Genomic DNA, 20,332 nt, shown 5'->3' on the forward strand with positions numbered 1-20,332 from the left:
AATTTTAAAAATCTATATTTACTCCTACGGCATACCTTCTTTGGAAAGGGTAAGACCATCCAAATCCATTGTTTACACTTTCAGGATCCACAAACTTCTTGATGGCTGAAAACTCATAAAGGTTTTCACCTGACACAAAAAACCTAGCCCTGCTGACTTTCAATTTTTGGGTCCAAACCTCAGGAAGACTATATCCTATAGAAAGGTTTTTCACCCGCATATAGGCTGCGTTGAGCAAGTACTTGGTTTGGGGAATATCTAGACCTCCTCCATAATTCGCATCTGCCAACCAGGATTGGAGTACCGGATAGCTGGAATCCGTATTGGCATCTGCAAGCCCTGCAGCAATATAGGATGCAGAGTGCAATGCCCGCATTTGGTCATTGTCAGCTTCAGCTCTGTAGAAATCCAAATTCCAAGGATATATATTGGCATAAGGCTGTTGGTATGGTCCCCAGAACAGGTAATGCCTCGGGTAATAATCCTGACGTCCCACTCCTTGTAGGAATATGGACAAATCCAATCCTTTCCAAGACACGTCAATATTAGCCCCAAAATGATATCTTGGTCGACTGTTGCCGATAACACTCAAATCCTTGGGATCTGTGGCAGTCTGCCCACGTTCGATTTTGCCATCTCCATCCAAATCCATATACTTGGGCCATCCGGGAACAACATCCAAAGCGCCCCAGGGAACTATTGCAGACTGATCCAATTGATTGATTTCATCATAATTCTGAAAATATCCATTGCTGGACAGTCCCCAGATCTCACCAACTTCCTGCCCCACTCTCCAGTTGGACAACAACTGCTGCTCATTTTCAAACTTGGTAATCCAAGATCTGGAATCCGAAAGAAAAAACCTTGTCGACAGCTGCACAGGACCAGAACCAGTATTAAAATGATCTCTGTAAGTTACAGACAATTCCCAGCCTTTGGTCTGTAAGTCGGCTGCATTTTGCAAGGGAGCAGAAGTCCCCAGAACACCCGGAAGCTCTACTGGATTGGTAAGCATATCCTTGGTATCCCTGATGAAATAGTCCATTGAAGCGAATATTTTATCCTCAAGAATACCGACATCAAGCCCAAAGTTGGTGGTTATCACCCTCTCCCAAGTGTAAAAATTAGGATCGACAGCAAGTGGCGGGGCAGAAGTAATGATAGTCTGTCGCTCGCCCCCAATCAAGTGACTGGAAAGACCGGTAGGCAATGCCTGTATGTAACCAAAATTGGAAACATTCTGGTTGCCCAAGCTGCCATAAGAAGCCCTGATCTTAAACATCGAAACAATATTGGTCAAACCACTAAAGAATGATTCATCACTCATAATCCAAGCTCCGGATACCGAAGGGAAAAAACCCCATCTATTAGTGCTTGGAAACCTGGATGACCCGTCATATCGCCCATTGAATTCCGCAATATACTTCCCTTTGTAATTGTAGCTGGCCCTTCCAAACAAACTTCTGGTGGCATAGGAACTGTATCCTGGCCTTACAAAATTATCTCCAGTAGTCAGGCCAAGATAAGGCAATGATGAAGATATCAGCACCCTCCGCTCTGACTCGACAGAGGAATAGATATAATCTTCCTGGTTGAATCCACCCAGCAACCCAATACTGTGCTCTCCAAGCTTTTTGTTGTAGTTGGAATATAGATCTAGAATCGTATTGGTCAAATAACCGTTACGTTCAGCTACAAAACCATCCCCTCCTTCAGTCCTGATATCTTCAGGTCCAAAGCCAATGTCAAACTTCCTTCGATCCCAGCCATACTTCCACTGCTCCCGCTTGACACTCACATTGCCTGTCACCGAAAGGTCTCCATTCAAAAATGTCCCAATCCCCCTGAGAATATTATGAAAACCAAACATATTCTCATTGTTTCGTCCACCTTCGGTAAGTCTTGCCGCCAACCTTCCTGCATCTGTATTTGCCCAGCTTCCATCTGGGTTCGTAGCTACATCCAGTGGCCGGAGATAATAGATATCGGTAATGTTTGTGGTTGGATCGGCCCGCTCAGTTTGGTATAGGTTGAGGTTATTGTCTACTTTCAGCCATTTTTTTGGACTGACGTTGATTCTGGCTCTCAAGGCATACCTATCCCAGTGGTCTGGAGCGAGTTTGTTCATCCCGTTTTCCCTGGTATAGTCAGCAGAAAGATAATATCCAACAGGAAGGTTTCCGGAATCTGTACTCCCACTGATCGCCAAACTCTGATTGGTCGAAAAGCTGGATGAGTTGAAAAAATAATCATACCAGTCATTGTTTCCCATATATGCCCATCTGTTGGGATCATTCGGGTCTATTCTGACATCTTCTATACTTGGGTTTTCAGATCTTTCCTTCGCCCAAGTATAGTGGTCATCAGAGTAATTGATATAATTCCAAGGTGTATTGCTGGTGGCCTGGTCCATCACCCTGGAATAAATGTATGGATCTGTGACAGGTCTGGGAAGCACAGTAGGCCTTCCCCAAGTGAAAGTGCTGTTGTAACTCATTGTCTGCTTTCCGCCAGTCCCTTCCTTGGTGGTAATCAATACCACACCAAATGCTGCCCTCGCTCCATAAATAGCCGCAGAGGAAGCATCCCTAAGGACTGTAAATGAAGCAATATCCGAAGGGCTAAGCCTGAGGAGATCTTCATTGCTAGAGGCGATACCATCGATCACAATCAAAGGACCTCCTCCATTGATAGAAGTAAATCCCCTAATATTGATGTCAGGAACAGAACCCGGACGCCCACCCGAATAGGTGATGTTCAACCCGGGACTGGCACCTTGCAAGCCCTGCATTACGTTGGCGACTGGTCTATTCACTAGCTGTTCACCTGAGATTTGATCTACAGCCCCAGAAATATTGACCTTCTTTTGTGTACCATAGCCTACCACTATCACCTGTTCCAGCATGGTTTCTTCAGGTTGGAGTGTCACATCCAATGAAGTCCTACCCTGAAGTGGCAAAGTAACAGTTTCAAATCCTATAAAGGAAAAAACCAATGAAGCATCTCCATTTGACACATTCAGAGAGTACTTCCCATCTATATCCGTTACCACGACATGGGCTGTGCCTTTCTCGATTACTGTCACTCCTGGAAGTGGGAGATTTTCAGTTCCATCTGTTACAGTTCCTGTGACTGTCACTTGAGCAACTGCGCCTACAGACGCAGCAAAGCATAAGAATACGAAAGTCATTTTAATAACATCGAATCTTTTTGGCCAATTGAGTAAATCTCTTACCATAATCCATTATTTGAGTTTTAAATTTTAAAGTTTCTGAAAAACAATGCAATACAGACCAACAGTATTACCTATATGTTAATCCAGTATGAACAAATATTTATTGAACATTCATTCAATATTAAATATTGCGAAACAAAAAACAAAAGAAAATGTAAATTATTTTTTTATACTTTACCTATTATTATATTTGCATTGATTATGAAACACAAAATCAGAGACATTAGAAAAGAGGAGATAGTCAAAGGATTTTATGAACTATCCAAGGAAAACGGGCTTGAAAACACATCCATCGCAAAAATTGGAAAGCATCTAAAAATGCCTCCAAGTTTGATCATGCACTATTTCCCAAACAAAGACCTTCTGATACAGGAGCTGATCAAGTATATTTTGGACCAGTATCAATTGATATATGAGCCCATCATACAGCAGATTGATCAAGGACAAAGTTTGAATGCTGAATTATTGGTTGAAAAATTGTTTTCCAGAGAATGGAATGCCCTATTTGATGACGGAGTCTTTTACAGCTGTTACGCATTGATTTTCAGAAACCGGGAAATAAGGAAAGAATATAAACACTTACATGAAGGACTCAGATCAACTCTGGAATCTATCCTAAGAAAAGACCCTGAACTTAAAAAAACTGATACCGGGGCATTGTCAGAGAAAATATTTGTAGTTGTCGAAGGCGCTTACTATTATCTCTCTATGTTTGATAATGAAGAAGAGTATCAACAAAAACTTAAATACTTTAAAGAACAAGTCTATGATTTGCTCCGAAAAGAAGCTTTAGCCACTTGATACAATGCCATGAGTGCAATTGCCGCCCAAACTATATTGACTAATATGTTGGCATTGTCATTAAAGTGGATTGCATTGACAACCAAACATATTGCCCCGCACAGGTTTAGCAAATGGTAGTACTTTCCTTCTTGACGAAGTTTCCCTATGGAGAGCATAAAGTATGACGTGATGAATAAGATTGCTCCAACCCACCCTATTAACATATAAAACATAGCACTCTTCAATCCAGGTTAAATCACAAAGGGAAAGCACTTTTAGCAGGTAAAGTCTTTGAGGGCTTTTACTTAATCACCTTGGTCTGTGTTTCCACAGACCAACCAACTAAATTAGACACCATCGAAGATTCCCGCTTTGAAATTGCTAAAAGCGATTTCCCTGATTAAATACAGTATCACTAAGATGATCAACAGAAGAATAAAAAGGTGTAGCTATATACCACACCTTTTTTTACTTTGGAACCCAACTCCAAACCTATTTTCTCATAGATTTGAAAGCATTGATCAAGCCATTGGTAGAAGCATCATGTGAGGCAACAGGCTCATCTCCATGAAGCTCAGGCAAAATTGCATTCGCAAGCACTTTACCCAACTCAACACCCCACTGATCGAAACTCAAAATATTCCAGATAACCCCTTGTACGAAAATCTTATGCTCGTACATCGCCACCAACTGTCCAAGTGTATAAGGATTGATTTCCTTCACCAAGATCGAATTAGTGGGCCTGTTTCCTTCAAAAACCCTATGAAGGGCTATTTTCTCTATCTCTTCTTTCGATTTTCCTGCTTTTTGCATTTCTGCCACTACGTCTTCATAAGACTTGCCATTCATCAATGCCTCAGTCTGCGCAAAGAAATTTGACAGTAATTTTACATGATGATCCCCAATAGGATTATGGGAATTGGCTGGTGCTATAAAGTCACAGGGAATCAAATGCGTGCCTTGGTGAATCAGTTGGTAAAATGCATGCTGTCCATTTGTACCAGGTTCGCCCCAGATAATCGGACCGGTTGAATATTCAACCTTTTCTCCTGACCTACTCACATATTTGCCATTGGACTCCATATTTCCCTGCTGGAAATAGGCAGCAAACCTATGCAGATATTGATCATATGGCAAAATAGCCTCAGATGTGGCGCCTAGGAAATTGGTATTCCACAGACCAATCAAAGCCAATATTACGGGCATATTCCCTTCAAATTTGGCAGTCCTGAAATGCTGGTCCATGCTATGGGCACCAGCAAGCAATTTTTCGAAATTATCAAATCCAATCACACAAGCTATCGGCAGTCCTATGGCAGACCACAAGGAATACCTGCCACCTACCCAATCCCAAAACGCAAACATATTTTTGGGGTCAATCCCAAACTCCTCCACCGATTTGGCATTGGTAGAAAGGGCTACAAAATGTTTGGCGATAGCACTCTCTTCTTTTGCCGACTCCAAAAACCAGTCTCTTGCAGTATGTGCATTGGTCATGGTCTCCTGGGTAGTAAATGTCTTTGATGCAATAAAGAAAAGCGTAGTTTCTGGATCAACTTTTTTCAAAGTCTCAGCCATATGTGTACCATCTACATTCGACACAAAAAAGATTTCCAGATTAGGGTTCTGAAAAGGCTTCAAGGTTTCTGTGACCATCACAGGACCTAGATCTGACCCACCTATTCCAATATTCACAAGTGATTTGATCGGCTTACCAGTATAGCCCAACCATTTTCCTTCCTGAATTTTATTGGCAAAAGTCTTCATTTGATCCAATACCTCATTGATATCAGGCATCACATCCTTGCCTTCAAAATAGACCGGGCTGTTAGACCTATTCCTCAATGCCGTATGCAGGACTGCCCTATTTTCAGTCAAGTTGATTTTCTCTCCCGTAAACATCGCCTCAATGGCCGATTTTAAATCAACTTCCTCCGCCAATTCAAACAAAGCTGATTTTACGGCATCGTCAATTCTGTTTTTGGAATAATCCAAAAGGATGTCTTCCAATTGGATAGCATATTGCTCAAATCTTTTGCCTTCAGCAAAAAGTGATTTAATTGTTAGGCTACTTTTTTCCTTTGACAAATCGGAAAGCTTGGCCCATGATTTGGTTTGAATAGGATTAATATTTTTCATTTAAGAAATTGATTTGATAGATGCCATAAAAGTAAGATTATTATTTAAAGGGAAAAAGCATATAGAGCAAACGGCAATCTCCAAACAAATATAAAATCCAACGATATTTAATTGCTTCAAAAAATACCAAGAACTTGGTATAGGAATGCTAATTTATTTTGGCAAAATTTGCATAAATCATCAGATCAAAAAGATTGGCATTCGGTTATGCCAAGTTGATTTTTAGAATAAAACCAAGAATTTTATACATTTTACAACATGACGGACATCAATGAATTTGAATCCATTTTATTGGTTGATGACGATCCTGTCATCAACATCCTGAACTCAAAATTCTTGCGAAGAGCAGGGTATTTGCATAAAATCTGGAAATTCGAAGATGGTAAAGATGCTTTCCAATACTTACACCATATTGTGGAAGCACAAAAAGGCATTGTCAACAAAAACCCTGTTTTGGTACTTTTGGATTTGAACATGCCTGTTTTTAATGGCTGGGATTTTCTGGGAAGGTATAACGACTTAGATGAGAACATTAAGAAAAATTTCAGGATTGTTGTGCTTTCTAGCTCAAGTAACCAAGAGGACATTGATAAAATCAATGGGAACAAAAATGTCTTTGGATATATTATCAAGCCTTTCTCCATAGCTTCAATAGATGCCATCGAGAAATTTTTCAAATATTCATAAATTCAATCCCTTTCAAAAAAGCTCTAAATCGCCCAAAGAATAATCCCAATTCGATTTATCGAAAATACCATGCCTCAATCTCCCCAAATTCAAATCCCTGATGGTCAAAATTGGTCCAATGGGAAGTTTTGGTAGGGAAAAAATACCTCCCAGTAAAAACCCGTGTCCAGAAGAGATATTCGTGGTGTAATTGACTTTCACCTGGGTTTGAATTCGTTTAATCTCCTCATTGACGAGACGCAATCCTTGACGATCAATCTTTTTTAAACTGATCATTTCCACTATTCGCATTTCAGTACCAAATGAAGTCTCACGAAACCTATAAATCAATAAGTAAGTTTCTCCATCCGTGCTGAAATGGTAAGTATGCAATGGGCATTTGAGATATCTCCATTCCAAGAATTCCACATTGCATTTTTTGGAAATACCTTCGGAATCCATCTTTATTCTATCTATAGTCTTTAAAAACAACTCCACATCAATATTTGGCATCACTTGGGTTGATTTCTTGACAAACAAGCCATTGAATTGGACATTGATGGGAATACTTCCAAATTTCTCCCAGCCCATTTTATAATAACCTTGGATACTCTTGCTGTTTGGTGTATTGAATATAAAGTCGAAACCTTCATTCTTTGCATCTTCAAGCAATTTTTTGGTCAGTCTGGTAAATAGGCCTTGCCCTTGATAATCTGGATGAACCGCTGTGTCTACAGCCCTCAAGGCTTTCAAAACCTTTCCTTGATAGACCCACTCCCATCTCATAAACGCCCTCACCCCTACTATATCCCCTTTGTCTATCGCCAATAGTACCAATGAAGCCCCAAAAGGATTGTCAATATGCTTCCAAACCCAAAATGCCTCAGATTTAGGCAACAGCTTTTCCCCCAATGACAATCTCAACAGGGATACTATTCCCGGAATATCCTCCAATTTGGCTGCTCTAAAATCCATCTATCTGGGATTAACTTCAAAAACTTTCCCTTTGGTTTCCTGTCCAAACCTATCAATAAAACTTACGGCATAATACCGATAACCTGCATGCTTCGAATCCAGGATAAACCCATTTCTGTTTCGCTCATCCAAAAAGATCTTTTGTACATGCACCTGATCCCTTTTGGATGCGATCTGCCCCAAGTCATTTCCGGCGTATATCAGTGCAAACCTGTACATCGGATCTACAGCATATGGGAAAAATATCTGTACACTGTTTTCATTTAAAGTCAACTCTACCTGTACATTTTTCAATGCTACACTTGTCATCGGCTTTTCAAATGGTGGGCTCAAAACCTTCAATTGATAATGCTCTTGATGAAGTAGGTTTGCCACATCTTTGTTTTTTGCATAAAAAGACTGTGCGGAGAAATATGCATTGCCTTGAATCCCCTTTGTTGCCCTGGCAAAAGATACTTGCTTTGAAATCTCACGTGGATCATTCCACGCCAGATCTGCATTGTCCCTGATCTTATAGGGACCATTGCCAATATAGATTTTGGTATCATAGCTGTTTTTTGACCACCAATTCACCAACTCCCTGTGGGAAGCCAATTTATAATCCATACTCCAATAAACCTGGGGGATAAGATAATCTATCCACTTCTGCTTCATCCAAGTGATTGGGTCTGCATATAAATCATCATAATTGGTCACCCCTCCTTTGGTATTGGAGCCATTTGGATCCCTATCGCTATTTCTCCACACACCAAATGGACTTATCCCAAACTGAACCCAAGGTTTTGTCGATTTGACTTTTTGGTGAACTGCCTGGATCAAGAGGTTCACATTTTCCCGTCTCCAATCATCCAGTTTTTTGTTATTCCCATATTTTTTATATGCCTGATCATCATTGAAGACTTGCTTTTCGATTTTGTATGGGTAAAAATAATCATCAAAATGAACTGCATCAATATCATAATTCTGAACCACTTCTTCAATGATGTTTACCAAATGCTTTCTCACTTCAGGCAAACCTGGATTATAATAAAATTTTGGACCATACTGGATCATCCAGTCTGGGTGTGAAAAATAATCGTGCTGGGCACTTAACTTGGAGGTATTTAAATCAAAAGTAGCCCTAAAGGGATTGAACCAGGCATGAAATTCAAGTCCCCGTTGGTGGACCTGAAGAATCATCCATGACAAAGGGTCTTCCAATGTCTTGGGTTTCGAGCCTTCCTGTCCCGTCAAATATCTTGACCAAGGGGCATATTTAGAAGGATAAAATGCATCCCCCGCTGCCCTGATCTGTACGATGACAGCATTGAAATTCAACTGCTGGTAATAATCCAATAATGCCAAGAAATCAGACTTTTGCTTTTCCCAAGAATCAATCCCTGACTTAGGCCAATCTATATTGGCAACAGTGGCTATCCAAACACCCCTAAATTCCCTGTTTTCCTGATTCAAATCGATCTCAGATATTGGGAAATAACTGTTACCCTTCTTAATTACAGGCAGGGTGTTTGACCCCTTCGGTGGATTTACGGAAAGATGTTTGTTTGGAGATGTCACAGAGGCATTTGTCGCCTTCCTTGATGACCCACAGGATGCAAATAACCCTATAGAAATTATAAAAACCAGTATTCTGGCCAATTCAAAAATCGATAACCGAATGCATTTCATGCTTGTTGTAACTTTAACATATAAAGCTGGGAAAATTTTGCGATTTTTAATGCAAAATCAACTCCAACTTGATAGAAATCATGAAATCTTTCTCAATTTGTACTGTTCTCGCTTTATGTTTATTTTCTTGTAAAGATGCCGATGCCCCAATTACTGCTGAACTCTATTTTCCACCAATTGCTTCTGAGAATTGGGAAACCACAAGCCCTTCTTCCCTAAATTGGAATAGTGATAGGCTACATGAGCTATATGATGTGCTGGAAGAGGGAGATACTAGAGGATTCATAATCCTAAAAGAAGGAAAGATTGTCATCGAAAAGTATTTTGGATCACAAATTATAGGAACCCAAAACTTTGACAAAAATTCAATTTGGTATTGGGCATCCGCTGGAAAAACTTTAACTGCAACACTTACTGGAATAGCACAACAAGAAGGTTTATTGGCTGTAGATGAACCTAGTTCCAAGTATCTTGGGGAAGGTTGGACTTCCCTACATCCTGAGCAAGAGCAAAAAATCACCATTTGGCATCAATTGACTATGACCACAGGTTTGGATGATGGAGTGGACAATAATGCGGATTTTTCTCCAGAAAATCTGGTATTCAAAACTGAACCAGGTACTAGATGGGCTTACCACAATGCCCCTTACACAATATTGGACAAAGTGATCGCTCAAGCAAGCGGTGAATCCTTTGGTGCTTACTTTGAATCAAAAATAGCCTCAAGAATCGGAATGATTGGTCAGTGGCAAACAATTGGTTTCAACAACGTGTATTTTAGCAATACACGATCTGCAGCGAGATATGGCTTGTTGATTTTAGCAAATGGTTTTTGGGAAGGAAGGAAAGTTTTAGACCAAGATTTTTTAAACCAGATGACGCAATCCTCACAGACTATGAATAAAAGCTACGGATACCTGTTTTGGCTTAATGGAAAGGAAAGTTACATGGTTCCTACTTTACAAACTGGATTTTCAGGTCCCATAATTCCAAATGCGCCCTCAGATTTAGTGGCTGGCTTGGGGCGGGATGGCCAATTCGTTTGTATTGTACCATCACAAAACCTAGTGCTTATCAGGTTAGGTTTAGACCCCAGTGATGCCTTGGTTTCTTTTCAATATCTTGATACAATTTGGCAAAAATTAAACCTTGCAATGCCAAATTAGTTTATTATAGATAAGACAAGTCCGGTTTTCGGAATCGTCAACTGTCAACAGTTCCCCTAGAATAAGTATATGCAATATTTCAAATTGCTATTGGAAAGAAAACTTGTATCAACCAAATACAATTTGGATCTGGATTAAAGTCGGATCTGGCCTTCTTTAAAAAAAACACAAGAATTCAAGTTAGGTTCAATAACTTATTTCAAATGATTCGTAACTTAGAATATTAACCAAAAATAACGATTTTTATGAGTAAGCAGACAGAGTACAGTTTATTCCAGGATGTTTGTGGTTTCGTGGACGATGCCGCCAGACATATGAATCTTAACCCTGGGCTAATCGAGCAAATCAAACAGTGTAACAGTATCTATAAGTTTAATTTCCCACTTAGGAATGATGATGGGACCTATGAAACATTGACTGGGTACAGAGTTCAGCATTCACATCATAAACTTCCTGTAAAAGGGGGGATCCGATATAGTCAGCATGTCAATGAAGATGAAGTAAAGGGATTGGCAGCATTGATGACATACAAATGTGCTTTGGTGAATGTCCCTTTTGGGGGTGCCAAAGGTGGTGTGAGAATCAACCCTCTGGAGTACAATGCAACCCAATTGGAAAAGATTACGAGAAGATATACTTCTGAATTGATCAAAAAGAAATTTATCGGCCCGGCAATAGATGTCCCTGCCCCCGATTACGGAACCAGCTCAAGGGAAATGGCTTGGATTGTAGATACCTATGAGGCTTTCAATCCCGAATTGATCAATGCAAAAGGCTGTGTGACAGGCAAACCCCTATCCCAACACGGGATTGATGGACGTACCGAAGCGACAGGGCAAGGTGTTTATTTTGGGATCAGGGAGGCTGTGAATGTGGAAGAAGACATGAAAGCCATCGGATTGACTCCGGGAATGAAAGACAAGACTATCATTATCCAAGGTTTGGGTAATGTGGGTTACTATTCCGCAAAATATATCCGTGAGTCAGGAGCTAAAATCATTGCTGTGGCTGAATGGAACGGAGGGATATATGATCCTACGGGAATAGACATTGAAGCACTGAAATCCTACCAACTCAAAAATAAAGGCTTCAAAGGCTATCCAAAAGGTGAGTTTATCAAAAACAGTGTTGATCTTTTGACCTATGAATGTGATATCTTGGTACCTGCAGCCCTCGAAAACCAGATAACCATAGAAAATGCAGCAAAAATCAAGGCTAAAATAATAGGTGAAGCAGCCAATGGCCCCGTTACACAGGAAGCAGAAAAAATCCTGCTTGAAAAAAACATTTTGGTCATCCCTGATATGTATCTAAATGCAGGAGGTGTTACGGTCTCCTATTTTGAGTGGCTCAAGAACCTTTCAAGGGTATCTTTTGGTAAATTGGAAAAAAGATATGACATGGAGAAATACAGGAATCTTCTTGGTACCATAGAAAATGCAACAGGTGAGATGTTTACCGACCAAGAAAAAGATGGTCTCATCAAAGGCGCTTCTGAGAGGGATCTTGTATTGTCTGGACTTGAAGAGACTATGGTCGAAGCATACCATGCAATGAACAGTACCCGAAAGACAAAGAATATCCAAAGTTTGAGAACAGCTGCATTTATTCTTGCCATCGAAAGGATTGCGATCAGTTATACGGATCTTGGAATTTTCCCTTAATCCACCCCAAGCCGCTGCTGCAACAAAATAAAAACCCTTTCAGTTACCTGAAAGGGTTTTTGATTGAAAAAGCGAAAGACTAAAAAATATAGCCCTTCCAAGTTTCTAAAGTTTGGCTATAGCCAAAGAAAAATTGCTTAATCACCCGTTACAAATGTACTTATATAATTCATTTCAAAAAATACCCTGTTGTGGGTATTTTTTGATTATTTTTATTGTATTATTCTAATTTTAACTGTATTAATCCAATAAAACCACTCAAACGTATACAGAGTCCTCCATTTTATCCTGACCAACTTACAATAAAAATCCGCTATACTGTTTCCAATATAGCGGACATCCTAGCTAAAATATATGTTCTTATTCTTTGATACCCAAAATATCAAAAACAAAGGCAAACTCCCTGGCAAGCTCTTTAAGGCTTTCAAAACGTCCACTTGCGCCGCCATGTCCAGCATCCATATTTGTATATAGGAATAACCTATTGTCATCTGTTTTCAAAGTCCTCAGTTTGGCAACCCATTTGGCTGGTTCCCAATATTGCACCTGCGAATCATGAAGGCCAGTAGTGGCCAAAATATGGGGGTAATCTTTTGCCTCCACATTGTCATACGGAGAGTATGACAACATGTATTCGTATTGTTCCTGAATATTTGGGTTACCCCATTCCAACCACTCGAAAGTAGTCAAAGGAATCGTCTCATCCATCATGGTAGTGACTACATCAACGAACGCCACTGCTGCTATAACCCCACGGTATACTTCAGGAGCCATATTCAAGACTCCTCCCATCAATAATCCACCCGCACTTCCACCTGATGCAAACAATCTATCCTTGGCTACATACTTATTCTCCTGTAGCCATTTGGAGCAGTCTATAAAGTCCGTGAATGTATTCTTCTTATTCATCATTTTTCCATCCTCATACCAATCTCCCCCCATCTCTTGTCCACCACGAATGTGGGCTATCGCATATACAAAGCCCCGGTCCAATAAACTCAATCTGGTACTACTAAAGGTCGGGTCCATAGAGTAACCATATGAGCCATAGGCATAAATCCAACCAGGCATGCTCCCATCTTTTTTGAATTTATCTTTGTGGTACACGATTGACATTGGGACTTTCTTCCCATCCCTCGCGGTTACCATCACCCTTTCTGTTTGGTAATTTTCTTTGTTGAAATCACCCAACACAGGCTGTTCTTTCATCAATGTCTTTTCCCTGCTCCCCATATTATAGTCATACACAGAATTAGGCGTAGTCATGGAAGTATAGGAATATCTTAACACATCTGTATCAAATGCAGGATTATACCCCAGCCCAGCCGTGTAAGCAGGCTCCCCAAACTCCAACTCATGCTCGGATTGATCTTCATATTTGATGATTCTGATTTTGGCCAAGCCTTCTTTGGTTTCTTGCACAGCCATGTAATCTTTAAAGTAATCTACACCTTCCAAAAAGATATCCGGCCTGTTTGGGATCACGTCATTCCAATTTGATGGAGATGGGTTGGAAATTGGAGCTTCCACAAGTCTATAATTGACTGCATCTTGATTGGTATAGATATAAAACCGATCTCCTCCTGCATGGTCCACATCATACTGGACATTATCTTGAAGTGGGGCAATGGGCTTGAGCTTCCCTGGTTTATCAGCTTCCAAATACATCGCATAAGATGCATCTGTTCGCCCTGAACCGATGATGATATATTTTTTGGATTTGGTTTTCCCTACACCGCAACTCAAGGTTTGGTCTTTTTCCTCAAATATAATTTCATCCTTGGAAGCATCTTCCCCTAGCACATGCCGCTTTACTTGAAAATTCCTCAAAGTAACTGGATCAGGAATCGAATAATAGAATGATTTATTATCATTTGCCCATACGGCACTGCTCCTGATATTTTCAATTCTATCAGGTAGCATCTCACCTGTCTGTAGGTCTTTAATCACGACTGTGTAAAAATTCCTGCCCACAGTATCCATGATAATCGCAGCCAAATTATGGTCTTCACTTACCGAAGTGAAAAAATTCAAATAAGACTTACCCTTCCCCAGTTCGTTGCCATCCATGACAATTTCTTCTTTGGCATCCAGGGATCCCTTCTTACGTGCATAGATTGGGTATTCCCCTCCCTCAACATATCTGGAGTAGTAATAATAATCATCCAACTTATAGGGAACAGAAGAGTCGTCTTCCTTGATCCTACTTCTCATTTCTTTGAAGAGATCCTCTTGGAATCCCTTTGTATGGGCCATCATGGTATCGAGATATGCATTTTCCGCATTCAGGTAATCGATTACTTCTTGGTCTTCCCTATCATTGAGCCAATAATAATCATCAACCCGGGTATGTCCGTGCTTGGCTGTAATCTCAAATGGCTTGACTGTCGCCACTGGTGGCTGTACATCTGGGAGCTTAAATTCTGGTTCTTGTTGGGAACATGCTATACTCATACCTACGCTTAATATTAAGAGGTTTTGAATTGGTTTATCCATGGTGAATGTGGTTAGGATTGTAAATATAAAAAAAAGAAAAGTCAGATTTTCATTTAGATTTAAGCTCACCCTGCTTTACATTCGTAGAAAACTGCAAATATAAAAACCCCATTCAAAAAAAGGAACCAACTTGGAAAAAGCAAAATCGAAACACTGATAGCTCATTGATAAACCCTTACATAATCTATCACAAATTGCTGCGGCAATACTTTGTCATCGATTGGACCTGGCCACTTGGCCCCCATGGCAAGATTAATCAAAAGGTAGTACGGTTTTCGGAATGGATTGTCCGACCCTTCACCAGCTTTATCAATTTCAAAAGAATGGTACTTGACATCGTCAATGTAAAAATCAATCCGAGCTTCTGACCATTCTATGGCATAGACATGATATTTCCTAAAAGGTCCCTTTTTGGAGAATTTTCCACCATCTGATTTATATCCCTGATCATTTGCAATGGGGTAATGAACCGTACCGTGTACAGTTCGAGGATCTGTACCTACGTGTTCCATGATATCGATCTCCCCAGAGTCTGGCCATCCTATATCACTAAAATCATCCCCAAGCATCCAAATTGCCGGCCATACACCATTGCCTCTAGGCAATTTAGCCCTGACTTCTATCCGGCCATACTGCCAGGCATTGATTTTCTCTGTGATGATACATCCCGAAGTATAATCCGCAAAAGGACTCGCTTTTTTCCAATCTTTAGATCCAGCTTCAAAAGCTTCATTGGGATATTTTTCCTTTCTACCCGTGATGAATAACTTACCTCTTTTGACCTCTACATTTTCCAACCGCGGACCTGTATAGTATTGTTTTTCTTGGTTGCGGATGTACCCTATTTCATAAGTCCATTTTGAAGAATCTGGAAGTCCCTTGTAATCAAACTCATCTGACCATGCCAGAGTCCAATTATTTTGGCTTTGGGCTTTTAAAGACATATCCTTCATAAAAGTAAAGAGGATCGAAATGACTAAGGCAAACAAAGAGAATTTTGGCATCAAGACAGTTATAAGTACATCACAAAGTTAAGGATTAATATTCAGCACCAAACGTCCACACTTCCCTTAAACCTGAGTTCGACTATTCTCACTTTGTCAACCTGCCTGCCGGCAGGCAGGAACGGTTTTAAATGGTAAGAACTACGAAAAGAAGGTGCGAACTTTTTTATGAAGTAATATTGGGATATTGCGGATTGAAAAAGTGAAGTAGGTTGCCGTTTAAAACCGAAGAGTCGGCTCAGTCAATAAAAACACCCATCTATTTAAATCCTAAGCCTTTTTATAAAGCGTCTCAAAAATTTACCAGATCTTCATTTTTTGATAAATAAAAATAGCCGGAGACACCCAAAGACACAAAATCAAATAATTTAAATCAATGAAATTCAACTACTTAATTTTAAACTAAAATACACCCGCACAAAACAGGAAAAAATTCAAATAAGACTTATCCTTCCCCAGTTCATCGCCATCCATGACAATTTCTTCTTTGGTATCCAGGGATCCCTTCTTACGTGCATAGATTGGGTATTCCCCTCCCTAAACATATCTGGAGTAGTAATAATAATCATCCAACTTATAGGGAAAAGAAGAGTCGATATCTAAAATTCTCCCGGTGGCTCCGATAGCTATCGGGGGGATCGACATTTTTTAAATTATGAATTTTGAACTCCGAATAATGAATCAAGAATTCGCCAGATACTTGATTGTAATCCCGCATCTACTATCCTCAGCGCATCTCTGCATCTTTGCGATCTCTGCGAGACCTCATCGTCTTCCTTGATCCTACTTCTCATTTCTTTGAAGAGATCCTCTTGGAATCCCTTTGTATGGGCCATCATGGTATCGAGATATGCATTTTCCGCATTCAGATAACCGATTACTTCTTGGTCTTCCCCATCATTGAGTCAATAGTAACCATCAACCCGGGTATGTCTGTGCTTGGCTGTAATCTCAAATGGCTTGACTGTCGCCACTGGTGGCTATACATCTGGGAGCTTAAATTCTGGTTCTTGTTGGGAACATGCTATACTCATACCTACGCTTAATATTAAGAGGTTTTGAATTGGTTTATCCATGGTGAATGTGGTTAGGATTGTAAAGCTAAATAAATTGTCTCTTCTGATCTATTAATTAAACCATTGCTTTTTATCTACTTCCAACTCCCTTGCGGGAGGATTGTCCATCAGTCATCGCATCGATCCATTCCTTGATTAGCTCCAACCCTTCATGATGTACAGTCACCCTTCCGATCTCAGGCATAGCTGCTCCTACGAGGTTGGTTCCCATCCTATAAGTCAAGATCGATTCGTCTGACTTTCCTGGAAAAATAGCGTATTTGAAAGATCCCGCACCAAAACCCGCAGCAACCGGGGTCTTGAACACGCCAAGTTTCATGGCATCTTGTTCTTCATAATTCAAAAATAATCCGGATGTACTTGCTGGTCCCTCTGCCCGATGGCAATGGGCGCAGTTGATGTCTAAATATGCCCTAGCCCTCAATTCCAAACTTGAAGTCCCGTCTTCATAACCTACCATAGCAGGATACTGAGTTACTGGCTTTATGCCTTCAAGATAGCCATGTTTCTCCCATACACTAAGCTGATTGACAGCTGTACCATTCCGGATAATGTCATGATTGAGATGCTTGGCCTTTAGACCAATCGGCATCATGGATTCACCCACATTATGACAGCTCTTGCATTGGGCTTTGTTGGGCACTATATAATTGATCAGCTGTTCTTTCCCTTCCTTATCAATCCATCCCACAGGAATCTCGGCTCCCACTACTTTATATACTGCATCCGTCTGGTCTTGGTTCCAGATATATGGAAAAGCTTCCCAGTCCCCATCCCTTTTTACCAGAAGTCGGGTTTCTATAATCCTAACCTTCCCTTCCGGATCCCTAAAGTCTACAGGGTAGTAAAAATTCTTTATCAATACGGTATTGTCAGGAAATTCTACAGTCCCTTCGGGATCATCGCTGATCTGAGCGCTATTGCCATTGGCAATCCACACAAATCTGGATTTGAAAGCATAATCTGTAAAGAGTGAGGATACTGGCTCATAAAGCATTAGACCGTCAGCGGCATCAAAATCCCTCATCTTCCCCTTGAAAAAACCATAATCAGAAAGCTTCTTAAAGGGAATCTGGCTAAAATCCAGCTGATCAAGATCCAATTCTGGTGCTTCCCAATCCCCGTATTCTATAATTCCTTCCGCTTGACTGCCCTCATTGGATGTGTGGCATGAGGCTATCAACGTGGCCAACACGAGCAAACTTCCTATCAATTGATACTTCATCTACTACATGTTTACGATTGCACTTACATTTGTCTGGATTTCACCTTGGCAGTCAAATGAACCAAACTCCTTAGACGATTTGATATTCTCCTCTCCTTCCCAAAGATCAAACAAGGTAAAATGGAGCGAGGCCATGTCGGCTTCCTTGATACATAGCTTCATAGGGTTGGTACTGATATCATCGCTGATACTTTTATCCCAAAATCCATCATAGACGATATCTTGTGTTTTGCCTTTCCCATGGGCATTGTAGATGGAAATCAATTGACCAAACTCTTTGGTCAAGTCGGGGATTTTCATCGTCCTTTTGTATTCATTGTCATGAATGTAGATATTGGAAGTAAACGGAGACCAGTCTGGCGCCTCAGTTGGAAATCCGGTAATATGGTAGTTGGCAATAACTATCCCCACCGTTTTATTTTCATGGATACGGTTGTTGTAGATTTCCACATCCTTGGCTGCCAACAATATCAGTCCCGAACCTGGTGGTATCATCGTGACTGTATTCCCATTGGGATCCTCATTTAGGGGAGTGGCAAAGTTGACGTGGTTGTTAGAAATGATGTCATTGTCATAAATCTTCGTACCATGTCCCTCAGCCTTGGGAAGTCCGGGAAGATTGAAAACCAAGATTCCTCCTGCATTATCCCTTGCTGTATTCCCGAATACCTCGGCATTGTCAGAGTTTTCGATCTCAATCCCCGCAACATTGCCAAATGCCAAAGAGTTTTTGACTATAATATTCTCGGACTGCCCCACATATATTCCGGCATCTTTGGAATGCGAAGCTATACATTCATCTATCATCACGTTTTTGCACTGGACAGGATATATTGCATAGGTTCCGTTTTTTGACTTGTCACCATTGGTCCAAGTCACATTGATCCTTCTAAAAGTGATCCCATCGCAATGCTGGCTTTTGATCCCGTCTCCGGGGGCATCTTCAATGCTCAGATCCTCAATCTTTATGTTTTCACCTACCAGCTTGACGCCCTCACCTCCTGTCCTCAGCTCCCTGAAAGAAAGTACGGTCTCTGCCATACCAGCCCCCCTGATAGTGATATTCTTTTTATTGTCCAATATCAATTGGGTTTTAAGGTTATAGAATCCAGCAGGTATTTCTACTACATCCCCATCTTTTGCCAGTATAAATGCTTCTATCACTTTCTCTATCTCTTCTTGCCCGACCCTGGGAAGCTTGCTGGAATCAAAAGTCATTTCGGAGCTTTTGCTATTGCAACTGATGAGGATACTGCCTGCGACGGTACACACAAGCAAAAATTTTATCGATAAGAAAATCTTCATGGTTATCTTTCTTTGTTTACCATAAAGTTACCTAAATACTTGATAGCTAACATTTGACAAAAGTCAAAAAATCACCGTCCAGCCCTTATTCTACTCAATGTTTCTATACTTATACCCAAATAAGATGCAATTTGTCCTATAGTAGCACTCCTGATAATTTGGGGATTTCCTTCTATAAGTTCAAAGTACCGTTCTTTAGCTGTCTTGAACTTAGAAAAAATAAAATGCTCCTCCAATCTGACATAATATGCCTCCAACATCTGTCGATAGACATCACCACACTGCGGTGCTACCTCGAAGAGTTTTAAGAGTTGACCCCTGCCCAACTCCAATACAGTGGTGTCTTCGAGTGCCTCTATATATTCGTAAGATGGCTTCCCTGTGACAAAACCAGACATGGAGGTCGTAAAATCTCCAGATTGGGCAAAACTAATCGTCACATCTTTCACCTCTCTATAATGATAACTTCTCACCACCCCTTGTTCAATAAAAAACAATCTGTCACATAAATCGCCTTCCCTGACCAGTAATTCCCCACGAGCAAACAGACGTTCCACCATTATCTCCTCAAATTGCTCCATCACAGCACCGCTCAGGTCGGAATATTGTCCAAAAGCCTTGTATAATATGCTCTTATTCTTGGTCATGATAGTATTGTTGAGATTTGGAAATTTCAAGATTTTTCACAACTATATCGAGATATTCGATAGATAAGAAAATTATAGCTCTCCTGACACTCCATACAACATTGCCATTCGAAAGTTATTGAAATATAAATGTATATAAAAATAAGAAATCACAAAATAACAAACAAGTATTCTATATGAAATAAAAAATCATGTCCTGCAAAACCAAAATCCATTAAGTAACTAAAAGTGATTTTAAGCTATAATAGATTTTCGAAAAATGTTTCAAAAAAAAAAAAAAAAA

Annotated in this window: 14 protein-coding genes and 1 pseudogene; 4 read left to right on the forward strand and 11 right to left on the reverse strand. The window is 40.3% G+C overall.

Annotated elements, in window-relative coordinates; translation table 11 throughout:
- Positions 1 to 4: 4 nt before the first annotated feature.
- Positions 5 to 3,238 (reverse strand): SusC/RagA family TonB-linked outer membrane protein, encoded by a 3,234-nt coding sequence (locus tag ACFSKL_RS17560; protein WP_376887799.1) that lies wholly within the window; start codon positions 3,236 to 3,238, stop codon positions 5 to 7.
- A 198-nt stretch (positions 3,239 to 3,436) separates the two neighbouring features.
- On the opposite strand from ACFSKL_RS17560, the gene ACFSKL_RS17565 reads away from it, so the two are divergent.
- Entirely contained in the window at positions 3,437 to 4,036 is a 600-nt protein-coding gene (locus ACFSKL_RS17565) for a TetR family transcriptional regulator (protein WP_376887801.1), read from the forward strand.
- On the opposite strand, the gene ACFSKL_RS23240 is transcribed toward ACFSKL_RS17565, so the two are convergent.
- Complete coding sequence (locus ACFSKL_RS23240; protein WP_417281970.1) at positions 4,000 to 4,251, reverse strand: CBU_0592 family membrane protein; 252 nt, start codon at positions 4,249 to 4,251, stop codon at positions 4,000 to 4,002. The two genes, ACFSKL_RS17565 and ACFSKL_RS23240, sit on opposite strands and share 37 nt — an antisense overlap.
- Before the next feature lie 259 nt (positions 4,252 to 4,510).
- Complete coding sequence (gene pgi, locus ACFSKL_RS17570; protein WP_376887803.1) at positions 4,511 to 6,157, reverse strand: glucose-6-phosphate isomerase; 1,647 nt, start codon at positions 6,155 to 6,157, stop codon at positions 4,511 to 4,513.
- 258 nt (positions 6,158 to 6,415) lie between these two features.
- Here pgi and ACFSKL_RS17575 point away from each other — a divergent pair, with 258 nt between their 5' ends.
- Positions 6,416 to 6,844: a response regulator gene (locus ACFSKL_RS17575; protein ID WP_376887806.1), complete on the forward strand. Its 429-nt coding sequence runs from the start codon at positions 6,416 to 6,418 to the stop codon at positions 6,842 to 6,844.
- Positions 6,845 to 6,856: 12 nt separating this feature from the next.
- Here ACFSKL_RS17575 and ACFSKL_RS17580 read toward each other — a convergent pair whose 3' ends face one another.
- Positions 6,857 to 7,798 (reverse strand): GNAT family N-acetyltransferase, encoded by a 942-nt coding sequence (locus ACFSKL_RS17580; protein WP_376887809.1) that lies wholly within the window; start codon positions 7,796 to 7,798, stop codon positions 6,857 to 6,859.
- A complete protein-coding gene (locus ACFSKL_RS17585; RefSeq protein WP_376887812.1) occupies positions 7,799 to 9,466 on the reverse strand; it encodes a glycoside hydrolase family 10-like protein in 1,668 nt (555 codons plus the stop codon).
- A gap of 80 nt (positions 9,467 to 9,546) precedes the next feature.
- Between ACFSKL_RS17585 and ACFSKL_RS17590 the strand changes: the two genes are divergently transcribed.
- Entirely contained in the window at positions 9,547 to 10,632 is a 1,086-nt protein-coding gene (locus ACFSKL_RS17590; RefSeq protein ID WP_376887815.1) for a serine hydrolase domain-containing protein, read from the forward strand.
- A 245-nt stretch (positions 10,633 to 10,877) separates the two neighbouring features.
- Complete coding sequence (locus tag ACFSKL_RS17595) at positions 10,878 to 12,296, forward strand: Glu/Leu/Phe/Val family dehydrogenase (RefSeq protein WP_376887817.1); 1,419 nt, start codon at positions 10,878 to 10,880, stop codon at positions 12,294 to 12,296.
- Between the two features lie 360 nt (positions 12,297 to 12,656).
- Here ACFSKL_RS17595 and ACFSKL_RS17600 read toward each other — a convergent pair whose 3' ends face one another.
- From ACFSKL_RS17600 to ACFSKL_RS17625, 6 genes and pseudogenes are all read right to left on the reverse strand, one after another.
- On the reverse strand, positions 12,657 to 14,792 hold the full coding sequence (locus ACFSKL_RS17600) for a S9 family peptidase (RefSeq protein ID WP_376887819.1): 2,136 nt from the start codon (positions 14,790 to 14,792) through the stop codon (positions 12,657 to 12,659).
- A 161-nt stretch (positions 14,793 to 14,953) separates the two neighbouring features.
- The gene (locus ACFSKL_RS17605) at positions 14,954 to 15,796 is read right to left on the reverse strand and encodes a glycoside hydrolase family 16 protein (RefSeq protein ID WP_376887822.1); all 843 of its coding nucleotides are present in this window, start codon (positions 15,794 to 15,796) and stop codon (positions 14,954 to 14,956) included.
- A 653-nt stretch (positions 15,797 to 16,449) separates the two neighbouring features.
- Positions 16,450 to 16,689, reverse strand: a pseudogene (locus tag ACFSKL_RS17610) (hypothetical protein); the annotation flags it as partial.
- A 253-nt stretch (positions 16,690 to 16,942) separates the two neighbouring features.
- On the reverse strand, positions 16,943 to 18,097 hold the full coding sequence (locus ACFSKL_RS17615) for an SO2930 family diheme c-type cytochrome (RefSeq protein WP_376887825.1): 1,155 nt from the start codon (positions 18,095 to 18,097) through the stop codon (positions 16,943 to 16,945).
- Between the two features lie 3 nt (positions 18,098 to 18,100).
- Positions 18,101 to 19,402, reverse strand: coding sequence for a parallel beta-helix domain-containing protein (locus ACFSKL_RS17620; RefSeq protein ID WP_376887827.1), 1,302 nt, complete (start codon positions 19,400 to 19,402; stop codon positions 18,101 to 18,103).
- A 71-nt stretch (positions 19,403 to 19,473) separates the two neighbouring features.
- A complete protein-coding gene (locus ACFSKL_RS17625; RefSeq protein ID WP_376887829.1) occupies positions 19,474 to 20,049 on the reverse strand; it encodes a Crp/Fnr family transcriptional regulator in 576 nt (191 codons plus the stop codon).
- Positions 20,050 to 20,332 lie beyond the last annotated feature (283 nt).

It is taken from the genome of Belliella marina (assembly GCF_042682445.1).
Lineage (GTDB): Bacteria > Bacteroidota > Bacteroidia > Cytophagales > Cyclobacteriaceae > Belliella > Belliella marina.

What these genes read in the sequence shown, in the direction of transcription:
- ACFSKL_RS17580 (WP_376887809.1), bottom strand. Translation starts at nt 7,798, where the DNA reads ATGGATTTTAGAGCAGCCAAATTGGAGGATATTCCGGGAATAGTATCC.
- ACFSKL_RS17595 (WP_376887817.1), top strand. Translation starts at nt 10,878, where the DNA reads ATGAGTAAGCAGACAGAGTACAGTTTATTCCAGGATGTTTGTGGTTTC.
- ACFSKL_RS17620 (WP_376887827.1), bottom strand. Translation starts at nt 19,402, where the DNA reads ATGAAGATTTTCTTATCGATAAAATTTTTGCTTGTGTGTACCGTCGCA.
- ACFSKL_RS23240 (WP_417281970.1), bottom strand. Translation starts at nt 4,251, where the DNA reads ATGTTTTATATGTTAATAGGGTGGGTTGGAGCAATCTTATTCATCACG.
- ACFSKL_RS17600 (WP_376887819.1), bottom strand. Translation starts at nt 14,792, where the DNA reads ATGGATAAACCAATTCAAAACCTCTTAATATTAAGCGTAGGTATGAGT.
- ACFSKL_RS17625 (WP_376887829.1), bottom strand. Translation starts at nt 20,049, where the DNA reads ATGACCAAGAATAAGAGCATATTATACAAGGCTTTTGGACAATATTCC.
- ACFSKL_RS17585 (WP_376887812.1), bottom strand. Translation starts at nt 9,466, where the DNA reads ATGAAATGCATTCGGTTATCGATTTTTGAATTGGCCAGAATACTGGTT.
- pgi (WP_376887803.1), bottom strand. Translation starts at nt 6,157, where the DNA reads ATGAAAAATATTAATCCTATTCAAACCAAATCATGGGCCAAGCTTTCC.
- ACFSKL_RS17590 (WP_376887815.1), top strand. Translation starts at nt 9,547, where the DNA reads ATGAAATCTTTCTCAATTTGTACTGTTCTCGCTTTATGTTTATTTTCT.
- ACFSKL_RS17575 (WP_376887806.1), top strand. Translation starts at nt 6,416, where the DNA reads ATGACGGACATCAATGAATTTGAATCCATTTTATTGGTTGATGACGAT.
- ACFSKL_RS17565 (WP_376887801.1), top strand. Translation starts at nt 3,437, where the DNA reads ATGAAACACAAAATCAGAGACATTAGAAAAGAGGAGATAGTCAAAGGA.
- ACFSKL_RS17615 (WP_376887825.1), bottom strand. Translation starts at nt 18,097, where the DNA reads ATGAAGTATCAATTGATAGGAAGTTTGCTCGTGTTGGCCACGTTGATA.
- ACFSKL_RS17560 (WP_376887799.1), bottom strand. Translation starts at nt 3,238, where the DNA reads ATGGTAAGAGATTTACTCAATTGGCCAAAAAGATTCGATGTTATTAAA.
- ACFSKL_RS17605 (WP_376887822.1), bottom strand. Translation starts at nt 15,796, where the DNA reads ATGCCAAAATTCTCTTTGTTTGCCTTAGTCATTTCGATCCTCTTTACT.